General features: G+C 44.0%; 21 protein-coding genes and 1 other annotated feature. Of the genes, 18 read left to right on the top strand and 3 right to left on the bottom strand.

Annotation, left to right across the window (positions count from 1 at the left end; translation table 11 throughout):
- Nucleotides 1-226 precede the first annotated feature (226 nt).
- Nucleotides 227-1648 (bottom strand): MFS transporter, encoded by a 1422-nt coding sequence (locus tag BM101_RS06205; protein ID WP_087033145.1) that lies wholly within the window; start codon nucleotides 1646-1648, stop codon nucleotides 227-229.
- A 758-nt stretch (nucleotides 1649-2406) separates the two neighbouring features.
- On the opposite strand from BM101_RS06205, the gene BM101_RS06200 reads away from it, so the two are divergent.
- The 16 genes from BM101_RS06200 (at nucleotide 2407) to BM101_RS06125 (ending at nucleotide 18461) form a co-directional block, all read left to right on the top strand.
- Nucleotides 2407-3180, top strand: coding sequence for an IclR family transcriptional regulator (locus tag BM101_RS06200; protein ID WP_087033146.1), 774 nt, complete (start codon nucleotides 2407-2409; stop codon nucleotides 3178-3180).
- Between the two features lie 104 nt (nucleotides 3181-3284).
- The gene (locus tag BM101_RS06195) at nucleotides 3285-3932 is read left to right on the top strand and encodes a bifunctional 2-keto-4-hydroxyglutarate aldolase/2-keto-3-deoxy-6-phosphogluconate aldolase (RefSeq protein WP_087033147.1); all 648 of its coding nucleotides are present in this window, start codon (nucleotides 3285-3287) and stop codon (nucleotides 3930-3932) included.
- A 139-nt stretch (nucleotides 3933-4071) separates the two neighbouring features.
- Nucleotides 4072-5487 (top strand): glucuronate isomerase, encoded by a 1416-nt coding sequence (gene uxaC, locus BM101_RS06190; RefSeq protein ID WP_087033148.1) that lies wholly within the window; start codon nucleotides 4072-4074, stop codon nucleotides 5485-5487.
- Between the two features lie 35 nt (nucleotides 5488-5522).
- Nucleotides 5523-6587 carry a mannonate dehydratase gene (gene uxuA / locus BM101_RS06185; protein WP_087033149.1) on the top strand — a complete coding sequence of 355 codons (1065 nt, stop codon included), beginning with the start codon at nucleotides 5523-5525 and terminating at the stop codon, nucleotides 6585-6587.
- Nucleotides 6588-6619: 32 nt separating this feature from the next.
- Nucleotides 6620-7465: an SDR family oxidoreductase gene (locus BM101_RS06180; protein WP_087033150.1), complete on the top strand. Its 846-nt coding sequence runs from the start codon at nucleotides 6620-6622 to the stop codon at nucleotides 7463-7465.
- 97 nt (nucleotides 7466-7562) lie between these two features.
- A complete protein-coding gene (locus tag BM101_RS06175) occupies nucleotides 7563-8411 on the top strand; it encodes an HAD family hydrolase (RefSeq protein ID WP_087033151.1) in 849 nt (282 codons plus the stop codon).
- Between the two features lie 195 nt (nucleotides 8412-8606).
- A complete protein-coding gene (locus tag BM101_RS06170) occupies nucleotides 8607-10349 on the top strand; it encodes a glycoside hydrolase family 3 protein (RefSeq protein ID WP_087033152.1) in 1743 nt (580 codons plus the stop codon).
- Between the two features lie 538 nt (nucleotides 10350-10887).
- Nucleotides 10888-11727, top strand: a complete 840-nt coding sequence (locus BM101_RS06165) for an AraC family transcriptional regulator (protein ID WP_245825752.1) — start codon at nucleotides 10888-10890, stop codon at nucleotides 11725-11727.
- 4 nt (nucleotides 11728-11731) lie between these two features.
- Nucleotides 11732-12907, top strand: a complete 1176-nt coding sequence (locus tag BM101_RS06160; RefSeq protein ID WP_087033154.1) for a Gfo/Idh/MocA family protein — start codon at nucleotides 11732-11734, stop codon at nucleotides 12905-12907.
- Between the two features lie 19 nt (nucleotides 12908-12926).
- Nucleotides 12927-13940, top strand: coding sequence for a Gfo/Idh/MocA family protein (locus BM101_RS06155; RefSeq protein WP_087033155.1), 1014 nt, complete (start codon nucleotides 12927-12929; stop codon nucleotides 13938-13940).
- On the top strand, nucleotides 13933-14796 hold the full coding sequence (locus BM101_RS06150; protein ID WP_087033156.1) for a sugar phosphate isomerase/epimerase family protein: 864 nt from the start codon (nucleotides 13933-13935) through the stop codon (nucleotides 14794-14796). Before BM101_RS06155 ends, BM101_RS06150 begins: the two co-directional genes overlap by 8 nt.
- 420 nt (nucleotides 14797-15216) lie before the next feature.
- On the top strand, nucleotides 15217-16299 hold the full coding sequence (locus BM101_RS06145; RefSeq protein ID WP_087033157.1) for a Gfo/Idh/MocA family protein: 1083 nt from the start codon (nucleotides 15217-15219) through the stop codon (nucleotides 16297-16299).
- A 161-nt stretch (nucleotides 16300-16460) separates the two neighbouring features.
- Nucleotides 16461-17156 carry an NAD(P)H-dependent oxidoreductase gene (locus BM101_RS06140; protein ID WP_087033158.1) on the top strand — a complete coding sequence of 232 codons (696 nt, stop codon included), beginning with the start codon at nucleotides 16461-16463 and terminating at the stop codon, nucleotides 17154-17156.
- 24 nt (nucleotides 17157-17180) lie between these two features.
- Nucleotides 17181-17360, top strand: a complete 180-nt coding sequence (locus tag BM101_RS06135; protein ID WP_087033159.1) for a hypothetical protein — start codon at nucleotides 17181-17183, stop codon at nucleotides 17358-17360.
- 25 nt (nucleotides 17361-17385) lie between these two features.
- Nucleotides 17386-17568 (top strand): hypothetical protein, encoded by a 183-nt coding sequence (locus tag BM101_RS06130; RefSeq protein ID WP_087033160.1) that lies wholly within the window; start codon nucleotides 17386-17388, stop codon nucleotides 17566-17568.
- A gap of 35 nt (nucleotides 17569-17603) precedes the next feature.
- Nucleotides 17604-18461 carry a DsbA family protein gene (locus BM101_RS06125; protein WP_087033161.1) on the top strand — a complete coding sequence of 286 codons (858 nt, stop codon included), beginning with the start codon at nucleotides 17604-17606 and terminating at the stop codon, nucleotides 18459-18461.
- A gap of 73 nt (nucleotides 18462-18534) precedes the next feature.
- On the opposite strand, the gene BM101_RS06120 is transcribed toward BM101_RS06125, so the two are convergent.
- Both BM101_RS06120 and tyrS read right to left on the bottom strand, forming a co-directional pair.
- Nucleotides 18535-19068 (bottom strand): GNAT family N-acetyltransferase, encoded by a 534-nt coding sequence (locus BM101_RS06120; RefSeq protein WP_087033162.1) that lies wholly within the window; start codon nucleotides 19066-19068, stop codon nucleotides 18535-18537.
- Between the two features lies 1 nt (nucleotide 19069).
- Nucleotides 19070-20332, bottom strand: coding sequence for a tyrosine--tRNA ligase (tyrS, locus tag BM101_RS06115; protein ID WP_087033163.1), 1263 nt, complete (start codon nucleotides 20330-20332; stop codon nucleotides 19070-19072).
- Nucleotides 20333-20397: 65 nt separating this feature from the next.
- Nucleotides 20398-20617, bottom strand: a binding site (T-box leader).
- A gap of 321 nt (nucleotides 20618-20938) precedes the next feature.
- On the opposite strand from tyrS, the gene BM101_RS06110 reads away from it, so the two are divergent.
- Both BM101_RS06110 and BM101_RS06105 read left to right on the top strand, forming a co-directional pair.
- The gene (locus tag BM101_RS06110; protein ID WP_087033164.1) at nucleotides 20939-22285 is read left to right on the top strand and encodes a C40 family peptidase; all 1347 of its coding nucleotides are present in this window, start codon (nucleotides 20939-20941) and stop codon (nucleotides 22283-22285) included.
- Between the two features lie 113 nt (nucleotides 22286-22398).
- Nucleotides 22399-23166, top strand: a complete 768-nt coding sequence (locus BM101_RS06105) for a MerR family transcriptional regulator (RefSeq protein WP_218149888.1) — start codon at nucleotides 22399-22401, stop codon at nucleotides 23164-23166.
- The last annotated feature ends 155 nt before the right edge of the window (nucleotides 23167-23321 follow it).

Below are 23321 nucleotides of genomic sequence, written 5' to 3'. Positions count from 1 at the left end.
GGGAAAGGGGCAATAATGTATACAAGCTTTTTTATTAAATCGATGTGGATCACCTTCATTCCAATATGGGCCAGTAAAAACAGCTGCTGCAAGTGACTGTTGTGAATGGAAAGGGCCTTCTTCTAGTGCTAATTATCTTCTATTTCAGCATCAAATGAAAATATAAAAAGCCCAAATTCAAATTTGAATTTGGACTTTTGAACGAATTGTTAACAGGTCGGAAATATTATTCTTCGTGACGACCAAGAGCGAGTTGCATTTCGGTTACAGTCTCCTTGTCTAAATTGAAGATGAACATGAAGCAGATGAACGCTAAAGTATAACCGATTAATGGGAACAAGGCCGCCAGGTTACGGATAGCCAAAGAGTTTTCGGCATTCCAAGTGAAGGCATCTTTCACATCCAGTGTAGGGATCAAGATTGCGATCGCGGCTGGGATGAAGGATTGTCCGAAACCTTGCGCGATTTTGCGTAACATAGAATAAGTTGCGTAAACGGAACCTTCGTTACGGACACCAGTCTTCAATTCCTGATAATCAATCGCATCGGAAACCATACCCCATGTATAGATAGTCATACCGAATGCGAATGAGTTAGCCAAGATCTGCATAGCGATCCAGAGTATCGGGTTTTTGATCTCAACGAAGTATAAGAAGGCGTACACTGCGATAGCGCCGAGCATTGGCCAAGTAGTCAATTCTTTTTTACCGACTTTACCTACTAAAGGGCCACCGATAGCAGTTCCGACAAACAAGGGAATAACTTGAGTCAATATGGAATATGAGCTCAATGTACCATCACCAAAATACATTTGGTAAGTCAATTGGTGTAATTGCTGGCCACCCATGATGAACAGAATTTGTGCGGTTGAAGCAAGTGAAATACCTAAGATGGCTCTGTTGTGGAAAAATTCTTTTAAGGTTTTTAAATAGCTGAATTTTACTTCTTCATCTTCCGGTTCAACATGTTGAATGCGTTCTTCCGTGTTGAAATATAGGAGGGCGAAAGCAACGATGGAAACAACCCCCAGGATAATTGCTATAGGGAACATTCTTTCACCGCGGAAGATGCTTGCTGTTTGACCGTCTCTAGTGACTTGTTCGTAAGCGAAAATTGGGATAAGGACACCCAATGGAACGCCGGCGATGATAGCGCCCCAAGAGCGGGCATTAGATAAAGCGGCACGTTGAGAAGGTTTGGATGTCATAACGGAACTTAAAGCGCCGTAAGGAATGTTAACGATTGTATAGGTTATATCCCATAAGATGTATCCGCCGATACACAATCCCATTTTAGCGGCATATGTCCAATCGGAAGCATCGATGAACATGACTGTCGCAGCAAGTGCCAAGAAAGGAGCTCCTCTGAAAATCCACTGTTTGAATTTTTCGCCTTTTTTGTTTGCGCCCATACGGTCAACGATAGCTCCGATGATCGGGTCGTTGATGCCATCCAGAATTTTGGTGATCAGGATTATGATTGAGTAATGCGCCAATGAAATTCCGATATATTGTGTGTAGAAGAGGAACATATAGCTGGAAATAAGAGTGAAACTCATGTTACATCCGAAGTCGCCCATGAAGTAACCGAGTAAGTCACGGAATCCGAAGGGACGTTTTGTTTCGCTTGCCCATTGATTTTGAGCCATGTACTAAAACTTCCTTCCATAAAAAATATGTTTTTGATCAGGGTAACGGGAAAGGGATGATAGTGGCGTATCACTTGGTGAAACCGCTTTTCTTAATTTGATATAAGTATATTTAGGAAGCGATTTCAAGTCAATCTTTTTCTGGAAATAAAAAGAATATTTCGCAAAATATCGTCATATTCCCGTCAAAAATCGGTGGTGAATGATTGGAAAGGTTAAAAATGTCTGATTTATGAATGAAATATAAAAAAGTAGCGTTAGATTTTTAAATCAGAGGACTTTTTGTTGCAACGATTAAGTTAAAATTCTATACTATTGGTATCTTGCTTGATAGCGCTATCATTTTTATTCTCTTAACCTTTTTTTGTTTGGCAGATTTTTATTTTTTGCGCGTGTGCCGAGAACGCCCTCGAATTTGATCGTGTTTGGGAAGTCCAATGTCCATCTGTTTAAGAAGGCATTCAAGGATGATTATCTTTCATGCAAAAGAGGGTTCTTTTTTTCGTCTCCATTCGGAAATGCCGTTTATTTTGTAAGTGCAAACAAAATTATTTTGCAAAAGAATAAAAAATTGAAATAGCCACTTATCATTCCAGCAACTATCTGTTATAATTTCATAATGTGAAACGAAATATCGTGCTCTATACGTAAAATGTTCAGGAATGGACATTATCGTTAAGGGGATTTGAATGCGCTTTATTTCATTGTTTTAGAAAATGGAAAATACAAATAGATAAATGAAAAAGGATGAGTGGATAATGGTTAAAAAAGAAGAAGTAGGAACAGCTACGAAAGTACAGTCGGTCGATCGCGCGCTGGCAATTTTAGAAACGTTGGCGGAACATCAGAGTCTCAGTTTGATGGATTTAAGCGAAAAGGTTCATCTGCATAAAGCAACGACGCATCGTTTAGTCAACTCGCTTCTGGAAAATGGGTACATCGACCGCAATCCGGAAAATAAGCAATACCGGATTTCGTTGAAAATGTTCGAATTGGGAAACAAACGGGTACATAACATCGATTTCTTGAACGTGGCAAAAAGCATGATTCGCCAATTGTCGGATGAAACGAGACAAACGGTTCATCTAGTAGTAGAAGATAATGATGAGGTCCTGTATATAGATAAGTACGGAGAGTCAAGGGGATCGCGGACAGAATCCAAAATCGGGACAAAATCTCCGCTGTATTACACAGCAGTCGGTAAAGCGATTTTAGCAACTCGCCAAAACGAGTCCATTAAAGAGTATTGGGATAAAATAAAACCGGAACAGCGAACGGAAAATACGATAACGACATTCGAGCGCCTGATCAAGGAGATTGAGGAAGTAAGGAAGAATGGATACGCAATAGACGATGAAGAATGTGATATTGGCATTTTTTGCATAGGCGCAGCTTTTGCAAGCTATAAACATATAGCCGCCGGGGCCATCAGCATCTCCCTTCCCTTATCGGAAAAGCCGAATAAAGATTTCTATATCGAAAAGGTTATGGAATATGCCACAAAGATTTCACAATTGTTGGGCCATTTTTAATTTTACGGTTAAATTTTATTGACAGCGATGCCGGAAATACCTATAATTAACTCGTAATGTGATACCAAGTTCCACAATGTGAAATTACGAATGGAGGATGACATATGAGCGTTAAAAGAGACACTCTAGATCAATTACAAAAGAATTACCTGTTTGCTGTAGTTCGTGGTGCTTCCGAAGAAGCAGGGTACGAGATTTCTAAAGCAGCATACAAAGGCGGAATCAAGAATATTGAAGTAACATTCTCAACACCGGGTGCTGAAAATGTTATGCGCAAACTTTCTGAAGAATTTGCCGGTACAGACATGGTTGTCGGTGCAGGTACAGTTTTAGATGACGTCGCTGCAAGAATTTCCATCATGAACGGTGCAAAGTTTATCGTCAGCCCATCATTCAATGAAAAAATTTCAAGAATGTGTAATTTATACACAGTGCCTTATTTGCCAGGATGCGGTTCAGTAACGGAAGTTCAAATTGCTTTGGAAACTGGTTGTGAAGTTGTAAAACTTTTCCCGGGCGGTTTATTGGGACCTGGATTCATCAAAGACGTACATGGCCCGATTCCTTGGGTTGACGTTATGCCTTCAGGCGGCGTAAGCATTGATAACATGGACAAATGGATCGCAAATGGCGCATGGTCAGTGGGTGTCGGTAGCGCATTGACAAGAAACCTGAAAGATGGCGGTTATGCAAGTGTTGAAGCTGCCGCAAAAGAATTTGCTGATAAATTAGCTGAGATCAAAGCTAAATAAAGAAGTTTTTTTCAAGAAGGATTTCTGTGTAGTTTGTTACTGAAACGAAGAAGCAAAGCAATCAGGCTCTGATTTGTAGTCATATCCGGTTAGCGATTGCTGAATAATAATATTGGTTGCGAAAGGGAGTTTTTTTCGAATGACATTTATCAACGAAGATTTTATGTTACAGTCTGAATCAGCTAAACATTTATACCATGATTATGCGAAAGACATGCCTATTTTTGATTACCATTGTCATTTGGTTCCGCAACAGATTGCGGAAGACTATGAATTCGAAAATATCACTGAATTATGGCTTGGCGGCGACCATTACAAATGGCGCGCTATGAGAGCGATGGGCATTCCTGAAGAGAAAATCACGGGAAATGCTTCTCCTGAAGAAAAATTTGAAGCTTGGGCGTATACTGCTGAAAATGCTGTAGGAAATCCTTTGTTCCACTGGACTGCCTTAGAATTAAAAAAATATTTCCATATAGAAGAACTGCTGACAAGCAAAAACTGGAAAGAAATCTACGATGAATGTAATAGAGTATTGAAGGAAGAACACTTGACTGCTCGTACGTTGATCAAAAACTCAAACGTTACTTTCATCTGTACAACCGACAATCCAACAGACACTTTGGAATGGCATGAAAAAATCAAAGCTGATGAAACATTCGATGTAGCTGTTTTACCAGGTTTCCGTCCTGATGAAGCTTTCGCGATCCAAGACCCTGCTAAATTCACAGGCTTCATCGAAAAAATGAAGGCTGTGACCGGCAAGGCAATGGCTAACTTCGCTGAATTAGTTGCTGGTTTGGAAGAACGGATTCAATACTTCGCCGATAAAGGCTCAAACGTTTCTGACCATGGTTTATCTCAAATTTACTATGCAGAAGCTACCGATGAAGAAGTTGAAGCTATCTTTACAAAAGCAGTAAATAAAGAAGCTATCTCAGAACAAGAATACGCTAAATATCAAACACGCTTGTTTGTGGAATTAGGTAAAATCTACAAATCAAAGGGCTTTGTGATGCAATTGCACTTCGGCGCAATCCGCAACAACAACTCTCGTCTGTTTGCTCAATTAGGTGCTGACGCTGGGCTGGATTCGATCCAAGATCAACCAAATGTGGCTTATGCATTGAATAAATTGTTGGACGCTCTGGAAACAACCAATGAATTGCCTAAATTCATCGCTTACAACTTGGATCCAACATACTTTGACTTAGTCGGTACAGCAATCACTAACTTCCAAGCTAACTCTGAAGGATTACGCAGCAAAGTACAGATGGGTTCCGGCTGGTGGTTCAACGATACAAAATATGGCATGTTGAAGCAATTGAAGTCATTGTCAGAAGCGGGCTTATTGATGAACTTTGTTGGTATGTTAACAGACTCAAGAAGCTTCATTTCTTATACTCGTCATGAATACTTCCGTCGTATCCTTTGCGACTATATCGGTGACTTGGTAGAACGCGGAGAAATCCCTAACGATGACGCTTTGTTGGAAAAACTGATCACTAACGTTTGCTACAACAACGCGGTTGAATATTTTGAGTTTAATAAATAATAAAAATAAAAAATAGAAAAAGGAAGTGCTTTAAAATGGAAATGTCATTTAGATGGTACGGTCATGATGATCCTGTTACATTGAAAAATATCCGCCAAATCCCTGGAATGAAAGGTATCGTAACTGCAGTTTATGATATCCCAGTAGGCCAACCATGGCCATTGGAAAGAATCGAAAAATTGAAAGCAGACGTGGAAGCTGAAGGGCTACACATTTCAGTTATCGAGTCTGTACCAGTTCACGAAGACATCAAATTAGGAAAACCAACTCGCGACAAATATATCGCAGCTTACAAAGAAACATTGGTTAACTTAGGTAAAGCTGGCATTCCGGTTGTATGCTACAACTTCATGCCGGTATTCGACTGGACTCGTTCGCAATTAGACTATGAATTACCGGATGGTTCAACTGCATTGATCTTCAAACAAGAAGATATCGACCGCATGGATCCAATCTCAGGCGAATTGTCATTACCAGGTTGGGATTCTTCTTATACCAAAGAAGGATTGACAACGCTGTTCGAAGAATACAAAGAAGTCGATGAAGAAAAATTATGGGAAAACCTTGAATACTTCATCAAAGCAATCATGCCTACAGCTGAAGCAGCCGGCGTGAAAATGGCTATCCACCCTGATGATCCTCCATACAGCATCTTCGGATTGCCTCGTATCATCACAGGCGGAGAAGCTTTGAACCGTTTCATCAAATTGTACGACAGCGAATATAACGGCGTTACACTTTGTGTCGGTTCATTCGCTTCAGATCCTAAAAATGATGCAGTAGCTATCTTGAAAGATATGTTAGCTAAAAAACGTGTGAACTTTGTCCATGCCCGTAACGTTAAATTAACAGGCGGAAAATCATTCGAAGAATCTGCTCATTTATCTGAAATGGGTTCTATCGACATGTATGAAGTCGTTAAGGCATGCGTTGACTATGATTTCCAAGGCGCAATCCGTCCTGACCATGGTCGTATGATCTGGGGAGAAACTGGTCGTCCTGGATACGGTCTATATGACCGCGCTCTAGGAGCAACTTACTTGAACGGTTTATACGAAGCATGCGTCAAAGCAAAAAAAGCTGCAGAAGCTAAAGCATAATCCAACATATAATAGAAAGAAGGATCATTAAGATGACAAGTCCATTCGTTCATGATTTTACCGGTAAAGTAGTAGTAGTTACAGGTGCAGGTGGAGTATTATGCTCTTTCTTCGCAAAAGAATTCGCTAGAGCAGGCGCAAAAGTAGCTCTTTTAGACTTAAACTTGGACAACGCGCAAGGATATGCTGACGAAATCGTTGCTGCTGGCGGCATCGCTAAAGCATACAAAGCTAACGTTTTGGAATTGCCTAGCTTGCAAGCTGCTAAAGAAGCAGTTGTTGCTGATTTGGGTCCAGTTGATATCTTAGTCAACGGTGCTGGTGGTAACAACCCTCGCGCAACGACTGACAACGAATACCATGAAACTGATTTACCAGAAGGAACAAAAACTTTCTTCGACTTAGATCAAAGCGGTATCGAATTTGTCTTCAACTTAAACTTCTTAGGTACAGTATTGCCTACACAAGTTTTCGCTAAAGACATGGTTGGTCGTCCAGGCGCTAACATCATCAATATCTCAAGCATGAATGGATTCACTCCATTAACTAAAATCGTTGCTTATTCAGGTGCAAAAGCTGCCATCTCTAACTTGACTGAATGGTTAGCCGTCCACTTCGCACACGTAGGCCTACGCGTTAATGCGATCGCTCCTGGTTTCTTGGTTTCAAAACAAAACAAAGCGTTATTGTTCAACGAAGATGGAACTCCAACTCCTCGCACAGGCAAAATCCTTGGAAGCACTCCAATGGGACGTTTCGGCGAACCTTCTGAATTAATCGGCGGCTTGTTGTTCTTAGCTGACGAAAATGCAGCAAGCTTCGTAAATGGTGTTGTATTGCCTATCGACGGCGGATTCAACGCTTACGCAGGCGTTTAACAGCCACTAAATAAAATAGGGCAGGTAGAACGAAGTGTGTTGCACAGTTCTTCTCTATCTGCTTTGTTTTTTTTGAAATCAAGTGAGGAGAGAGAAAATGTCTACATTACCGGAACAATTTAAAAAACAAAAACAATTCTTAGTCTGTGTCGATTCTGACGGTTGCGCAATGGATACGATGAACGTGAAACATGAACGTTTCTTCGGACCGTTGGCTGCTGACGAATACGGCATCAAAGATCGCGAAACATTCCTGGCTGATTGGAACAGAATCAATCTGTTCTCCAGCACACGCGGAATCAACCGTTTCAAAGCCTTGGTATTGACTTTACAAGTAGCGCAAGAAAAAGGCGAAAACGTAGGCGATATCACTGCTTTGACTAACTGGGCTGACAATGCGCTTTCTTTATCAAATGGTTCTTTGGAAGCACAAATCGCTGAAACTCCTTCCGAAGATCTGGAAAAAGCTTTGGTTTGGAGCAAAAAAGTGAACGAAGGCATCGAAAAAGAATTGGCTGGCGAAGACAAACCATTCCCGGGCGTTCTTGAAGGCTTGACTAAAATCCACAGCTTGACTGATGTCGCTATCGTAAGTTCCGCTAATAGCGAAGCTTTGAACAGCGAATGGAATCGTCACAATTTGATGCAACAAGTGGACGTTGTCTACGGACAAGAAGTAGGCAGCAAAGCGGATGCGATTGCTGATTTATTGACGAAAGGCTATGCGGCTGATGAAATCTTGATGGTCGGCGATGCGCCTGGCGACGAAGCTGCTGCAACGACGAACGGCGTATTCTACTACCCAATCCTTTTCGGAAAAGAAGAATTCTCATGGGAATGTTTAAGCAACGAAGCCCTTGGAAAATTCATGAACAAAGAATATGCTGGAGAATACCAAGCAAAAGTTCTTGGAGAATTCCATGCACTTTTAGCGCAATTCGACTAATACATTCATAAATAGCAAAACAAAGCGATTTGAAGAGAATTTGTCCAAACATACCTTACTTCAAATCGCCGCGTTTCTATTTTTATGAGTGAAGAAAAAAGATTGTTTTTGCTTGCTAAATGAAAAGGGTTACTTTTTTAGATAGTTAAATTGGAAAGTCGAAATTATTATAAAAGGATTTTAGGAGGAAATAAAGTGCCAAAATTAGTAGATCTAAAAGCAAAACCATATAACCTAGCTGACGAACAAATCAAATGGGTCAACGATACAATCGATGGAATGACGGACGAAGAAAAAGTCGGCCAATTATTCACGAACCTTTTCTTCTTCGGGAACGATGCTTTTTCAGGTAACGACTTCACAAACCAAGAAATCATCGAAAAATTCCATATCGGTGGCGCGCGTTACCACGGAAATTCAAAAGAAGATATCCAAGACTTATTGAATGACTTACAATCTACGTCTAAAATTCCTTTATTGGTAGCTGCTAACTGCGATGCAGGCGGTAACGGTGCATGTGGCGAAGGTACTTATATCGCTTCTGGTGCACAGTGTGAAGCTTCAGGCGACCCGCAAGTTGCTTACCATGCCGGTTTAGTTTCTGCTCGTGAAGAAAAAGCTTTGGGGGTTAACGTAAACTTCGACCCTTGTGTGGATATTCTTTACAACTGGAGAAATACAATCGTAAACACGCGTGCTTACGGTACGGATGCAGAAACAGTCATCAAATATACGAATGCTTACTTGGATGGTCTGACTGCTGAAAATGGCGAAAACATGAAAGACGGCGTTATCCAATGTATCAAACATTTCCCTGGAGACGGAACGGAAGAACGTGACCAACATTTAGTTTTAGGAATTAATGAGTTAAGTCCTGAAGAATGGCGCGCATCATTCGGTAAAGTTTACCAAAACCACATCGATCGCGGTGTTGAAATGATCATGGCCGGCCACATTGCCGTTCCGGCACTACAAAAAGAATTAAATCCTTCATTAGAAGACAAAGACATCATGCCTGCTACATTGGCGGAAGAATTGATCCAAGATGAATTGAAAGGCGAATTAGGCTTCAACGGCTTGGTCATCACAGATGCAACGCATATGTTGGGTATGACATCCGCTATGCGCCGCGAAGAATACGTTCCTAAAGCGATCGCTGCTGGTTGCGATATGTTCTTATTCTTCAATAACATCGAAGAAGACTTCGGCTTCATGTTGAAAGGTTACCAAAACGGCGTCATCACGGAAGAACGTTTGACGGATGCTTTGCGTCGTATCTTAGGCTTGAAAGCTAAACTGCACTTGCCAGAGAAACAAGCAAACGGTACATTGTTGCGCACGCGTGAAGACTTGAACGTTATCGCTTGTGAAGAACATTTACAATGGAGAGCGGAAGCTGCTGATAAAGGTATCTCTTTGATCAAAGATACCCAAAATAACTTGCCGATCAACTCAGTAGACCACAAACGCATTCGCTTATATATGTTGGAAGGCGAAAAAGGCGGCATCACCGATAACGGTTCAAAAGCACAACAATTATTCGTGGATGAATTGACAAAACGTGGTTACGAAGTGACGATTAACGAGCCTGGCTCACGTGTAAAAGGCGCTACTTTGAAATACCGTGATGAAGTAGACTTCGCTTTGGAAGTTGCTGATATCGCTGGTTACGGCGCTCAAAACAACTACCGTATCCAATGGAGCACTGCGATGGCAAATGAATGTCCATGGTTTGTATGGGAAGTTCCTCATGCATTCGTATCATTGAACTTCACAACTCACTTGCATGATGCGACTATGGTGAAAACATTCATCAATGCTTACCACAACAACGAAGAAACGATCAAACAAGTCATCGATAAACTAGAAGGCAAATCAGAATTCAAAGGCGGCCACAACGAATTGGTTTGGACCGACAAATGGCAAGCTAAATTATAAAACAGAGTGTGATGAATCCTGAGCTCAGAGTTTGAGCACTAACGAGGTTCAGGACCAAGCAGCCCGTTCTTGGCTGAGTGGGCATGAACAACGTTAGGCGGAGAACTCTAGGATTCAGAACCGTACTGTAGGATACGATGAATTGCGTTTAGAACGGAATCACTGGAGCACCCTAGACCAAAATCTGTGATTTTCAGATTTAGGCCTAGGGTGTGAAGTGGATGTTCGTTCTGCAATTCAGAGTTCAACTAAAACAGAGTGTGAGGATTTGCGTTTTGACCCCCTAACGTTTGAGCAAATCAGAGCGCGATCAAACAGGATAATTGTAATAAATCATTCACATGTAGCTAAAAATGTTGATATGAAGCGAAAAATCAAGGTTTATACCTTGGTTTTTCGCTTTTTTTAAACAATAAAAAGCAGTCTTGGTCAATTTATTTTATTTTGTAAGCACTTGTAGTCATTGAAATGTAAACGGTCTTATTTTATACTTTAAAGGTGCTAAGGGAGAGGAGTGACAGCTATTTCGGAAAAATTGATGATCAGTTATCGCGTCAAAGGACAAGGTTACAGCCTTGATTTTCATACCCATCCACAATATGAAATATTCTTATTTCACGGGGGGGATTGCCGGTTTTTAGTGGGAGATCAAATCTATTACCTGCAACCGGGAGACCTGCTGATGATGGATGGCATGACTGTTCATCGCGCATATGTCTTAGGGGATAAAGATGCCTACGAACGAAGCATCGTTCATTTTGATTCGGAATGGATACTCCCTTTGCTGAAGGACCTTAAAATTGATTATTTGTTGAAATTCTTTACTGAGAATCGTAACGGCTTGATTCGGACGTTTCAAAAAAAGGATGAAATTCAGATTGAAAATATGATCGAAAATATGAATGATCTGGATTTATTGGATCAATCCGATACGAATGAAGCCAAACGCAAGTTAGCAATGGCACAATTATTGCTGTTGATCGATTCATCAACACATCGGATAGTGGATAAGGGACAAACCTTTATTGATGAGAAAACGCAGATTGCTCAAAGAGTAGCTGCTTTCCTATTTGAACATTACCGTGAATCATTCAGTATTGAGGATGTTGCGAACGCTCTTAATATGAGTAAGTCTTATCTATCGCACGCATTCAAAGAAATAACCGGGCAGACCATCATGTCGTATGCGATGGGGTATCGGTTGTCTCAAGCCAGTGTCGCTTTAATGATGCAGCCTAAAAAGTCGATCAAGGAAATTTCCCGTGAATGCGGATTTGAAAGCGATGCACATTTCAGCAGATACTTTAAACAGAATCTAGGCGTAACACCAAGCAATTATAGAAAAAATAAAACTATGATAGTAGAAAAAGGAGAATGACAAGATGGTAGAAAAAGTGAAATTAGGAATTATTGGATATGGTGCAGAAGGCGGAATGTACGCTGGTTTCTTCAGAAGTAAAGATGCTCGTTTAAACGAAAACATCGAATTGGTTGCAATTTGTGACAACGATCCTGCTAAAAAAGAAAAAGTAGCGGCTGATTTCCCAGGATTGCCATTCTTCGATAACTACATGGAGATGTTGGAATCGGGTGTAGTCAACGCAATCGTTACAACTGTTCCCCACTATGACCACTGTGTGATCGGTATCGACGCATTGAAACGCGGCATCCATTTATTGGGCGAAAAACCAGCCGGCGTTTATACGAAAGACGTGGAACGTTTGATTGCTGCAGCTGATGAAAATCCAGAAACTACTTTCGCTATTTTCTTCAACCAACGTACGAATCCACTTTACCAAAAAGTCAAACAATTGATGGACGATAAAGCAATCGGTGATCTGCAACGCGTTACTTGGATAATCACTACTTGGTGGAGACCACAAGGTTACTACAACCAAAGCGCATGGCGCGCAACGTGGGGCGGCGAAGGCGGCGGCGTCTTAGTCAACCAAGCTCCTCACCAATTGGACTTATTGCAATGGATCTGCGGCAAACCTGAAAAAGTTTTCGCGAAATTACAATACGGCGTTGGCCGTGAGATCGTCGTTGAAAATGAAGTGAACGCATTGTTGGACTTCGGCAACGGAGCGACAGGTTCATTCATCACGTGCACGAATGATTTGGTCGGTACAGACCGTTTTGAAATCTTTGGCACAAAAGGGAAAATCATTGTTGAGGATTCCAAAAAACTGATCGTGAAACAACTGACTGCGCCAGAAGCAACCCTTTCTGAGAAAATGGATATGTCAGACGTTATGAAAATCTTCATGGGACAAGTAGACATGGCTCAATTTGTGACTGAAACGGAAGAAGAATTCACAACTGTTTTTGGACAACAACACATCGATGTATTGAACAATTTCGCTGACCACGTCGTAAATGGCGCACCATTATTGGCGAACGGCAGAGACGGCATCAACGGCGTTACGTTAGCGAACGCAATGCATTTATCTTCATGGCTGGACAAAGAGGTAGATTACAACGTGGATGGCGATCAATATTTGGCTGAATTGAACAAGCGCATCGCAGCAGAAGGAAAATTCGAAATAAGAAAATAAGAAAGTGACGTGATTTGGGATGTTGAGAGCGGCAATAATCGGATTAGGAGATGTATCGCCAGTCCATCGATTGGGGATTGAATCAAGCGAAAACGGCGAATTGGTTGCAGTATGTGACGTGAATGAAGCTATGAAAGTCAAATATCCGGATATACCTTTTTACACGGATGTAGAAACGATGTTGGATAATGAAAAGTTGGATGTCGTGCATATATGCTTGCCGCATTATCTGCATTATCCGATCACGAAACTCTGCGTTGAGAAGGGGTTGCACGTCTTTCAAGAAAAACCATTATCATTGAGCTACGAAGAAGGCCTTAAAACAGTCGAGATAGCAGAAAATTCGGATAAAAAAGTGGGTGTTTGCTTCCAGAACCGTTACAATAAAACCTTTATAAAATTGCGTCAGCTTCTCCGTTACGGTAACGTCGGAGAGGTGATTGCGGTGAAAGGTTTGGTGGCTTGGAACCGTCCGGAAACCTACTACACTCTGAAACCCTGGCGTGGGGAAGTGGAGTATGCAGGAGCGGGCTCCATCATCAACCAGGCTATCCATACGTTGGATTTGATGCAGGTAATCGGAGGGGATTTGGATAAATGCAAAGCAAGCTTGTCCAACCTGACGGATTATGACATCGAGGTCGAAGATACGGCAGTTGCTAATTTCACTTTCAAGAATGGCGCGCGCGGTTTCTATATGTCAACCAATGCCTATGCAGAAAATTCCAGTGTGGAATTGCAGGTCATCACCAAAAACTATAAGTTCACCATCAAGGACAACCGCCTGTACCGGACCGACAGCAACGGCGAAAAAGAAGTCCTGCTGCAGGATGCCGCATTGAAAGGATCGAAATCCTATTATGGGCCAAGCCACTCCACTTTGATTCAACGTTTCTATAACGCAATCGAAGAGGATACGAATGACTATGTGACCGTTAGGGAAGCCTTGCCGGCAATGCTGATGATCGATGCAATGAAATTATCATCAAAAGAAAATCGTACAATCGAAGCGGAGGAAATTATCAATGGCTAAAGTTAAAATAGGCGTACAAGCATCAACTGTGAAAAAAAGTTTTGAAGAAGTAGGGCCATACGAAACACTGAAAAAATTACATGACCTCGGCTATCATTCCATTGAGATTTCTCAGGTAGCGACAACCCCTGAGAATATTGCTGAAATCCAAAAAGCGACCGCTGATTTCGGCATGGAAGTGGCTTCCATGAGCGCTTCTTTGAAACCACAAGTAAAAGACGGCGAATCTTTGACGACACACTACGACAAAATCGTAGCGGATTGCAAAGCCGTTGGAACTGACTTGTTGCGCATCGGCATGCTGCCGTTCGACGCGATGGCCAGTCTGGATAAAGTGCTGGAATTCTGCCATGACGTCAACGAAGTGACACAAAAACTGAAAGAAGACGGCATCACCTTGTACTACCATAACCACCATGTCGAATTCCGCAAATATGACGGCAAATTCCTGTTGGACATCATCCGCGAAAAAGCGCCATTGTTGGGCTTTGAATTGGATGTCCACTGGGTGCAACGCGGCGGCGCAAACCCACTGGAAGTCATCAAGGACTACAAAGGCAAAGTGGAATTGATCCACTTGAAAGACTACCGGATCGCAGCCATTCCGGATGAAGCATTCGCTGCGCTCTACAACGGCGATTTTGCGACATTCATGACTGCATTCACTGATATCATCCAATTCGCTGAATTGGGAACAGGCAGCCTGCCGTTGAAAGCAATCATCGAAGAAAGCATTTCATCAGGCGCACGCTACCTATTAGTGGAACAAGACGACACTTATGGAGTGGATCCGTTCGAAAGTTTGAAGATTTCTCGTGATCATCTATTGGAATTGGGCTACGGAGAATTATTCTAAAATAACAACATGAGGTTCGGAGATCATTCTCTTCGGACCTTTTCTTAACAGCGAGGAAAGTATAAAATTTTTTGATATAAGAAACGCATCATTGTAGGTGTTTTTACAGATTCCTAATCTGTTTCACGCCATCACATGATGTCTAGCGGTCCAAGCCTGCCTCTCGGAAATGAAAGATGAAGGAACCTCTTGGCTCGATGAGCCAAGACATACTGTTCGACTAACCTGCTGACGCAGGAAGTCTCTCAGCAATTGCGCTGTATGCTCATATGTTACTTTCAGATTTCCTAAATTGTCATGACTATTGCGATTTCAATCGCTTAGAGGCATGATACACTTGACCGATTAGGTCACAGTGTTTCCTTAACCGAGGCAGGGCGGGCTTGGACCGCTTTTCTTAACATGAAGGAGGACGTAATAGTGGGCAGTAAAGATGGCATGAATTATGCACCAAAAGGGAAAATAAACAGGGTAGTTGAACCAGGCGAATTCAACGTGGGGGTTACCGCATTGGACCACGGCCACATTAATGGCATGACGAACGGCTTGATCGAAGCCGGCGCAACGATCAAATATGTCTATGACCCCGATCCAGAAAAAGTAGCGAATTACCTGGAGTCATTCCCGGATGTTGCGGTCGCGGATTCTTTGGAACAAATTTTGGAGGATCCAACAATCCATCTGGTTGCCGCTGCTGCGGTCCCTAACCTACGCAGTGCGTTGGGGAACCGGGTCATGCGCGCAGGGAAAGACTACTTCACCGATAAAACAGGCTTCACTACTTTGGAACAATTGGAAGAAACCAAAAAAGTGGTTGCGGAAACAGGCAAAAAATACTGGGTCTACTTCAGTGAAAGACTGCATGTGGAAGGCGCTGTTTTTGCCGGCCAATTGATTGAAGAAGGCAGAATCGGCCGCGTCATCCAAGTGACCGGATTCGGGCCGCACCGTTTGGATAAGGAAAAGCGCCCTGACTGGTTCTTCAAAAAAGAACAATACGGCGGTATTTTGGCGGATATCGGCAGCCACCAAATCGAACAGTTCCTGTACTATACAGGCAATGATGATGCAAAAGTGCTGCACAGTAAAGTAGGCAACTACAACAACCCGGACACACCGGAGCTGGAAGACTACGGCGATGCGACCTTGGTCGGCGATAACGGCGCAACCTTCATCTTCAAAGTGGACTGGTTCACCCCGGACGGCTTGGGGACTTGGGGGGACGGCCGGACCTTCATCACCGGTACGGAAGGCACAATCGAAATCCGCAAATACATCAATGTTGCGACGGAACAAACGGGCGACCACTTGTTCTTGGTGACGAAAGATAGCGAAGAACACTACTCCTTGACTGGCGAAGTCGGCTTCCCGTTCTTCGGCGAAATGATCTTGGATTGCGTCAACCGCACGGAAAATGCGATGACCCAAGAGCATATCTTCAAAGCACAAGAACTATGCCTGAAGGCGCAAGAGCAAGCGTTACACATCACCGCAAATCTATAAGCATCATCCCTTCCTCTGGCTGTTGGTTGTTCAGCATCCAGAGGAAGGGATTTTCTTATTTCTGAGGATTCTACTATAATGTAAGCAAGAATATTGAAATTTCCTTTTCAACTTGCTATGATACGTACAGATGACTTACTTTTGGAAAGAGGGGACTTGCTATGCAAACGTTGGTAATCATCTCTCACCCGACAATTGAAGATTCAAATGCGCAGCAGTTTTTGCGTGAAAGCACACCGGCGGAAGGCGTCACCCGGCACCATCTGGAAGCGGCTTATCCGGATGGAAAGATTGATGTGGAATATGAACAGCACTTGCTGCTGCAGTACGATCGCATTCTTTTTCAATTCCCTTTTTATTGGTACAGCTCGCCCGCTTTATTGAAGCATTGGCAGGACCTGGTGTTGACGGAAGGATTCGCTTACGGAAAAAATGGCAACAGGCTCTCCGGGAAGGAGTTCGGCCTCATCCTTTCCACGGGAATCCATGAGAGCGAGTACCGAGCCGGGGGAAGGGAAGGCTATACGATTTCGGAACTGACGAGGCCGTATCAGGCCATGGCCGCGAAATGCGGGTTGCTGTATTTACCTGCTTTTGTCATCTCGAAGTTTGATTATCGGGATGACAGGGAAAAGAAGCGACTGCTTGTAGCTTATCAACAGTACCTCACGAAAGAAAATGACGGATCCCTCCGGACCGCTGAGGATTGGTTCAAGGGCCAATTGCGGACGGTCGGGAAAGCTGGACTGTCTGATGTGGATCAGCGATTGGTTGATCAGCTGGTAGGCGTTCTGGATGAAAATCGCGATCATTTGGATGATCTGTTGTGGTCATTGGAACAGATGGGCGAAAATTGAGCGCGGATAAGTGAGGATGCAGCTATGGAAACGAAACAATGGGTATTGGAACAATTGGATTATTTGAATGGACAAAGCCGGGATTATCGCCAGAAGGCTTTGTTCCAGGAAACGAAGAAGCTCTTTCAGGAGCAATATCAGCGGATTGGGCAGGCCGAAGGCGAATTGGACGGCAGAATGTGGAGCCCGAAAGACTGGAGCTGAAGAAGGATAGCGAGGAGCGGAGGAAATGGAACAAAAGAAATTCGATTTTTCGAGTCAGGAAATGCCGGGAACGGCAAGCAACGCAATGGTTTGCGATATCGCAACGGGTATCTGCGGTCCGGCTGACGGCACAGCGGCAGGCATCCAAATGATCGACTTTGCTTTCCCTTTGAAAAAAAGCGAAGAGACAGCAGGAGACGGGAAATAATAAATGAATGACGGCAGAAATGAGGGGGTAGGAATATGACTGAGAATACAGTAGCGGCAACACAGGTGGATCTTTATTATGCGACGGATCCATTATGTTCATTTTGTTGGGCATTCGAGCCGACATTGCGCAAATTCCGGTATCAATACGGAAAATATCTGGCCCAGGACACAATCGTGATGGGCGGTATGATCGAGAAGTGGGCTACCTTTGGCGGAGATGCCGGAAATGGCATCACCAGGGCGAGTGATGTTGCCCACCATTGGCAAGAAATCGGGCGCCACACGCGAATGCCCATAGATGGAAGCATTTGGTCGGATACACCGATCGATTCCTCCTTTCCTAGTTCCCAAGTATTTGAAATTGTCCGCCGCGATTATCCAGAGTCGGCGAATCTTATTTTGCGGAAGCTGCGTGAAGCAGTGATGCTGTGGAATCAGAACATCGCAGAAGAAGCTGTCTTGCGGGATATTTTGGACGAAATGGATCTGGACAGCCAGAAAATATGGGATGCAGCCGACTCGTTGGAAGGACGCGCATTGCTGAACGGGGATCTGCAATTGACGAGAGCGCTACAGGCTACCGGATTTCCGACGATCGTTTTCGTGAATGCTCAGAACCAAGGGATAAAAGTCGTCGGGGCACAGCCGTTCGAAGCGCTGGTGGATGCATTGGTACGGATATTGCCGGAAGGCACCAACGTGACCCCGGATGAAGTTCCTCCCTTGGCTACCGTTATGAAGGAGCAGCCGTTGCTTCTGTCGAAAGAGATTGAGGTTCTTTACGGGTTGACGGAAAAGGAAGTCTTCGCTTTTGTGGAGCAGGCTTTGGGTGCCGGTAATTTCCAAGCCGGGACAGTCCTGAATGAACGTTATTACAAATGGGTGGATTGACGGCAATGATGCGTAAACAAAAAAAGCGGGAATCGCAATGATTTCCGCTTTTTTGTTTGATTTTTTGCGTATTTTAAGCTTCCACGGGGAATTGGTAGATGTAATCGTCCATCACGAAGCCGCCTCCAATGGGGGAGATGATCGCTTCCGTGCGGATGAAGCCGTACTTCTCATAAAACGCGATGGACGGTTCGTTGTGTTTGTTCACCGTCAATTCCAGGGATCGCTTCTTCTCGTTCTTTGCCAGTTCAACCATCTTTTGCATGATCTGGTAGGCATAGCCTTTTCCGCGAGCTTCCTTCAATAAGTACAGTTTGCTGATGAACAGCTTGTCTTCCTGAAGTTGGACAGCGAGATAACCGGCTGAATTCCCGGCGCTCTTAACGAGAAAATAGTCCAGCTTTCCTTTTTCGATGTCTTCTTCCACGTTGGCTTTCGATTGGATATTTTCCAGCATGTAGTCCACCTGGTCCGGACCGAGAATCGGTTGGTAATATTCCCGCCAGATGATGTCCGCCAAGCGGGATAGCTCGTCGATCTGGGCCATGCTTTGGACGGGTTCTAATGCAAGGACTGCTTCTCTTGAAAAAAGTTCTGCATCTGCCATATCAGTCCACCAGTTTGACTAAGAAATATTTTTTCTTGCCGCGGCGCACAAGGATAAAGCGACCTTCGAAAGAGTTGTCTGCCGTGATGACAAAACTCGTGTCGGTAATTTTGTCGCCGTTGATGGAGATGGCTCCGTTTTGGATGTCTTCACGGGATTGACGACGGGAAGTTTCGATGCCTAGGTCCACCAGCCAAGTCACCAATTCCTGTTCTTTCAAAGCGGACTCGAAGGTCGGCATATTCTTGAAGCCTTCCGCGATCTCATCAGCCGTCAATTCTTTTACTTCGCCGGTAAATAACGCTTCGGTAATCTTCAAGGCATCCGCCAAAGCCTGTTCGCTATGAACGAAGTGGGTCATTTCGGCGGCCAATACTTTTTGGGCTTCCCGTTTATGCGGTTCGGTTTCGACTTTTTCAGCCAAAGCATCAATTTCTTCTTTCGTCAGGAAAGTGAAATATTTCAAGTATTTGATGACGTCGCGGTCATCTTGGTTCACCCAAAATTGGTAGAATTCGTAAGGCGTTGTTTTTTCAGGGTCCAGCCAAACAGCTCCGCCGGCGGTTTTTCCGAATTTCGTGCCATCCGCTTTCAGCATCAAAGGGATGGTCAAACCGAACGCCTTCGCTTCGGGACCCACTTTTTTACGGATCAAGTCTAAGCCGGCTGTGATATTCCCCCATTGGTCCTGGCCGCCGATCTGCATGTTGACGCCTTCGTTTTGGTACAGATGCAGGAAATCCAGCGACTGTAATATTTGGTACGTGAATTCTGTAAAGGAAATGCCTGTTTCCAGACGGCTGGATACGATGTCTTTGGAAAGCATCGTATTGATGTTGAAATTCTTGCCGTAGTCGCGCAGAAAATCAAGCAAGGTCAAGTCCTTTGTCCAGTCATAGTTGTTCACCAACCGGATATCGGCGCTATGGTCTGACAGGAACAGTTTCTTCATCTGAGCAGTCAAGGCATTCGCATTGTGGACGACCTGGTCCATCGATTGCAGAACGCGTTCCTCGCTCTTGCCGCTCGGATCGCCGATCGAACCGGTTGCGCCGCCGATCAGGATGACCGGTCGGTGTCCTGCCAATTGGAATCTCTTCAATACGATAAAGGGAATCAAATGGCCGATGTGGAGGCTATCCCCGGTAGGATCGACTCCGCAATACAGGCCAATCTGTTGCTCCTCGATCAGTTTGCGCAATCCTTCGGCGTCTGTTTGTTGGTTGATGGCGCCGCGCCATTCTAATTCATCGATAATATTCATGTCTATTCCCCTTTTGGTTTATTGATGTACAAAAAAAGCCCCTGCCAAAGAAAAGGAATTCCTTTGACAGGGACGATAGTTACCGTGTTACCACCCAAATTGCAAATTATTTTGAACCGGAGATCAAAATAGGTTGCCGCTCTAACATGTATCGTATGTTACACGCTTAATTCAATAAGGAAGCTCCAAAGTGTAATTCAAATACAGGACTGTACCAGCTCTCACCAACCGCTGACTCTCTTCAATGCAGGGTCCAGATTCTACTTGCTTTTTCATCGCTTTTAATTATATTTCCATTTGCACAAAGTATAGCTTACCGATTCGGGCAAAGTCAATCCTCATTGACGAATTTTAGCGCTGAAATCTTATTGAAGGGAATGGAAAAGTGTACTGTTGACAGCTTATTCGGCAGTAGGGGACAGTTATTTTACAGGAATGTTACAGTTAGACTACAACTTGACTGAATTGGGGAAAACGAGCCTTTTCTGTGATATGATTCATTATGTTGATGAAATCTTAATAAAAAATATAAAAAGTTTAAGAATAAATTTAAATATAAACCTAAAAACTCAACCGAAATAAATAGACGTAAGCGGAGGAAATGACTTGAAGAAGAAATTAGTGACTATCGCATTAGCAGGTACAATTCTCGCAACAAGCGTTGTAACGCCATTTACAGCCAAAGCGGATGAATTATTGAATAAAATCGAGCAACAAGATCAAAAACTTTCCACATTAAGCAACAAACAAGCAACTGCTGAAGAAACGCTATCAAAAGTAACAGCAGAAATCGATGCAACCGAAAACAGAGCAGAAAAATTGCTGGCTGATCGCGCAGCGACACAAGAAGAAATTGCAACATTAAAAGCGGATATCGCAAAACTTGAAGAAGTAATCGCGCAACGCGAAGAAAAATTGAATGAACAAGCAAGATCCGTTCAAGTCAATGGTTCAAACACAACTTACTTAAAGTTCATCGTTTCATCTGAATCATTCACTGATTTGGTTGGACGTGTGGATGTTGTTTCCAAAATGGTCTCAGCTAACAAAGCCTTAGTTGAAGAACAAGTTGCGGACCAAAAAGCTGTCGAAGACAAGAAAAGCAAAACAGAAGATAACTTAAATGAAATCAACGCAATGGCCATGGAGTTGGAACAACTGAAAGGCGATTTGCAAGTGAAAAGAATTGAACAAGAAAGTGCCGTTGCTGGTTTAGCTGCTGAAAAAGCTACAGCTGAGAGCGACCGTCAAGCATTCTTGGCTCAAAAAGAAGATGCTGATAAGAGAGCAGCCGAAGAGGCAGCCGTCATGGCAGCCGCTACAGCGACAGCAGCTGCAGCAACCGTCCAAGTAAGCACGGAACAAGCATCATCCGTAGCGACTGTTGATATCGCACCTGAAAGTAGTGCAGCAAGCTCATCTCAAGCAAGCGTAGCCGTTGTTGAAAGTGCTCCTGTAGCGGAAAGCGCACCAGCACCAGTTGCGGCACCAACACCAGTTGCAGCGCCAGCGCCAGCACCAGTTGCGGCACCAACCCCAGTTGCAACGCCAGCACCAGCTCCAGTAGTAAGCGCACCGGCGCCGGCTATTTCAGCTCCAAGCGGTGATGTTGTTGCGATAGCAGCAAAATATATCGGAGTTCCTTATGTATGGGGCGGCAAAACGCCATCAGGCTTTGACTGTTCTGGATTCACGCAATATGTATTCAGAGAAGCTTACGGCATTGACATCGGAAGCTACACTGTTCCTCAAGAAAATTCAGGAACGCAAATCCCTGTTTCATCTGCACAAGCAGGTGACTTATTATTCTGGGGTTCTGCTGGATCGACTTACCACGTAGCCATCTACGTTGGTGGCGGTCAATACATCCACGCTCCTCAACCGGGCGAAACAGTAACGTACTCTTCTTACAATGTAGCCGGCGCAGCCTTTGCCGTACGTGTAGCAAGATAATCGAACGAAATTTTCAGGACAGTCCTCCGGGGCTGTCTTTTTTTCGCAAAAATGGCCGTAACGGTTGACCTTGACGTTACGGAAAGGTTTATGATGTCTGTATGGGGGTGTTCGTGTTGGAATATACAATCCAAAAATTAAGCCGATTGGCTGGCGTGACCAGCCGGACCTTGCGGCACTATGATGCCATCGGCTTGTTGAAGCCAAAACGCATCAATTCCTCCGGATACCGCATCTACGGGGAAGCGGAGGTGGATAAACTGCAGCAGATCCTCTTTTTCCGCAACCTGTCTTTCACATTGGAAGAAATAAAGGAAGCCGTCAATAATCCTGCTTTCGATGCCGAGCAAGCCTTGCTGCTGCACAGACAGGCACTGCTGGAGAGGAAGGCGGAAATCGATGACTTGCTGCATACAATCGACAAGACGATCGCAAACCGGAGAGGGGATATTAAAATGAGCGCTAGCGAAAAATTCGAGGGCTTCAAAAAACAGTTGATGGATGATAATGAAAAGAAGTACGGGAAAGAAATACGCGAAAAATACGGGGAAGATACGGTGGCGGTATCCAATAAAAGCTTTGCCGGATTGAGTGAAGCTGATTTCGCTGCGATGCAAGACTTGGCGGCACAACTCCAAACGGGTTTGACCGAAGCGATGAAGACCGGGGATGCCGCCGGCGAAGCCGCGATGAAGGTTGCGGAGATGCATAAACGCTGGTTAGGCTATACGTGGCCGTCCTATTCCGCCGAAGCGCACAGGGGGCTGGCGGAGATGTATGTGGCTGATGAACGGTTTACTGCCTATTATGATGACGTATGCGGGATAGGGGCAGCTGCATTTTTGCGTGATGCCATCCTCCATTTCACGGAACAAAAATAATGCGTGCCAAGGGGCTCGAGCATCCGTTGCTTGAGCCTTTTGCTTGCCTGGGGCCGGGAATCGGCAACGGATGGTTGGGGTGAAGTCAGCCTGTTTCGAAATTTGCCCCCATACGGACGGCTTTTTATGGTAGAATGGTACGGTAAGTTGCGTAC

The organism is Trichococcus palustris, assembly GCF_900114465.1.
In the GTDB taxonomy this organism is placed as follows: domain Bacteria; phylum Bacillota; class Bacilli; order Lactobacillales; family Aerococcaceae; genus Trichococcus; species Trichococcus palustris.
Note: the sequence above shows the minus strand (reverse complement) of the source record. Positions and strands in the feature narration are given on the sequence as shown.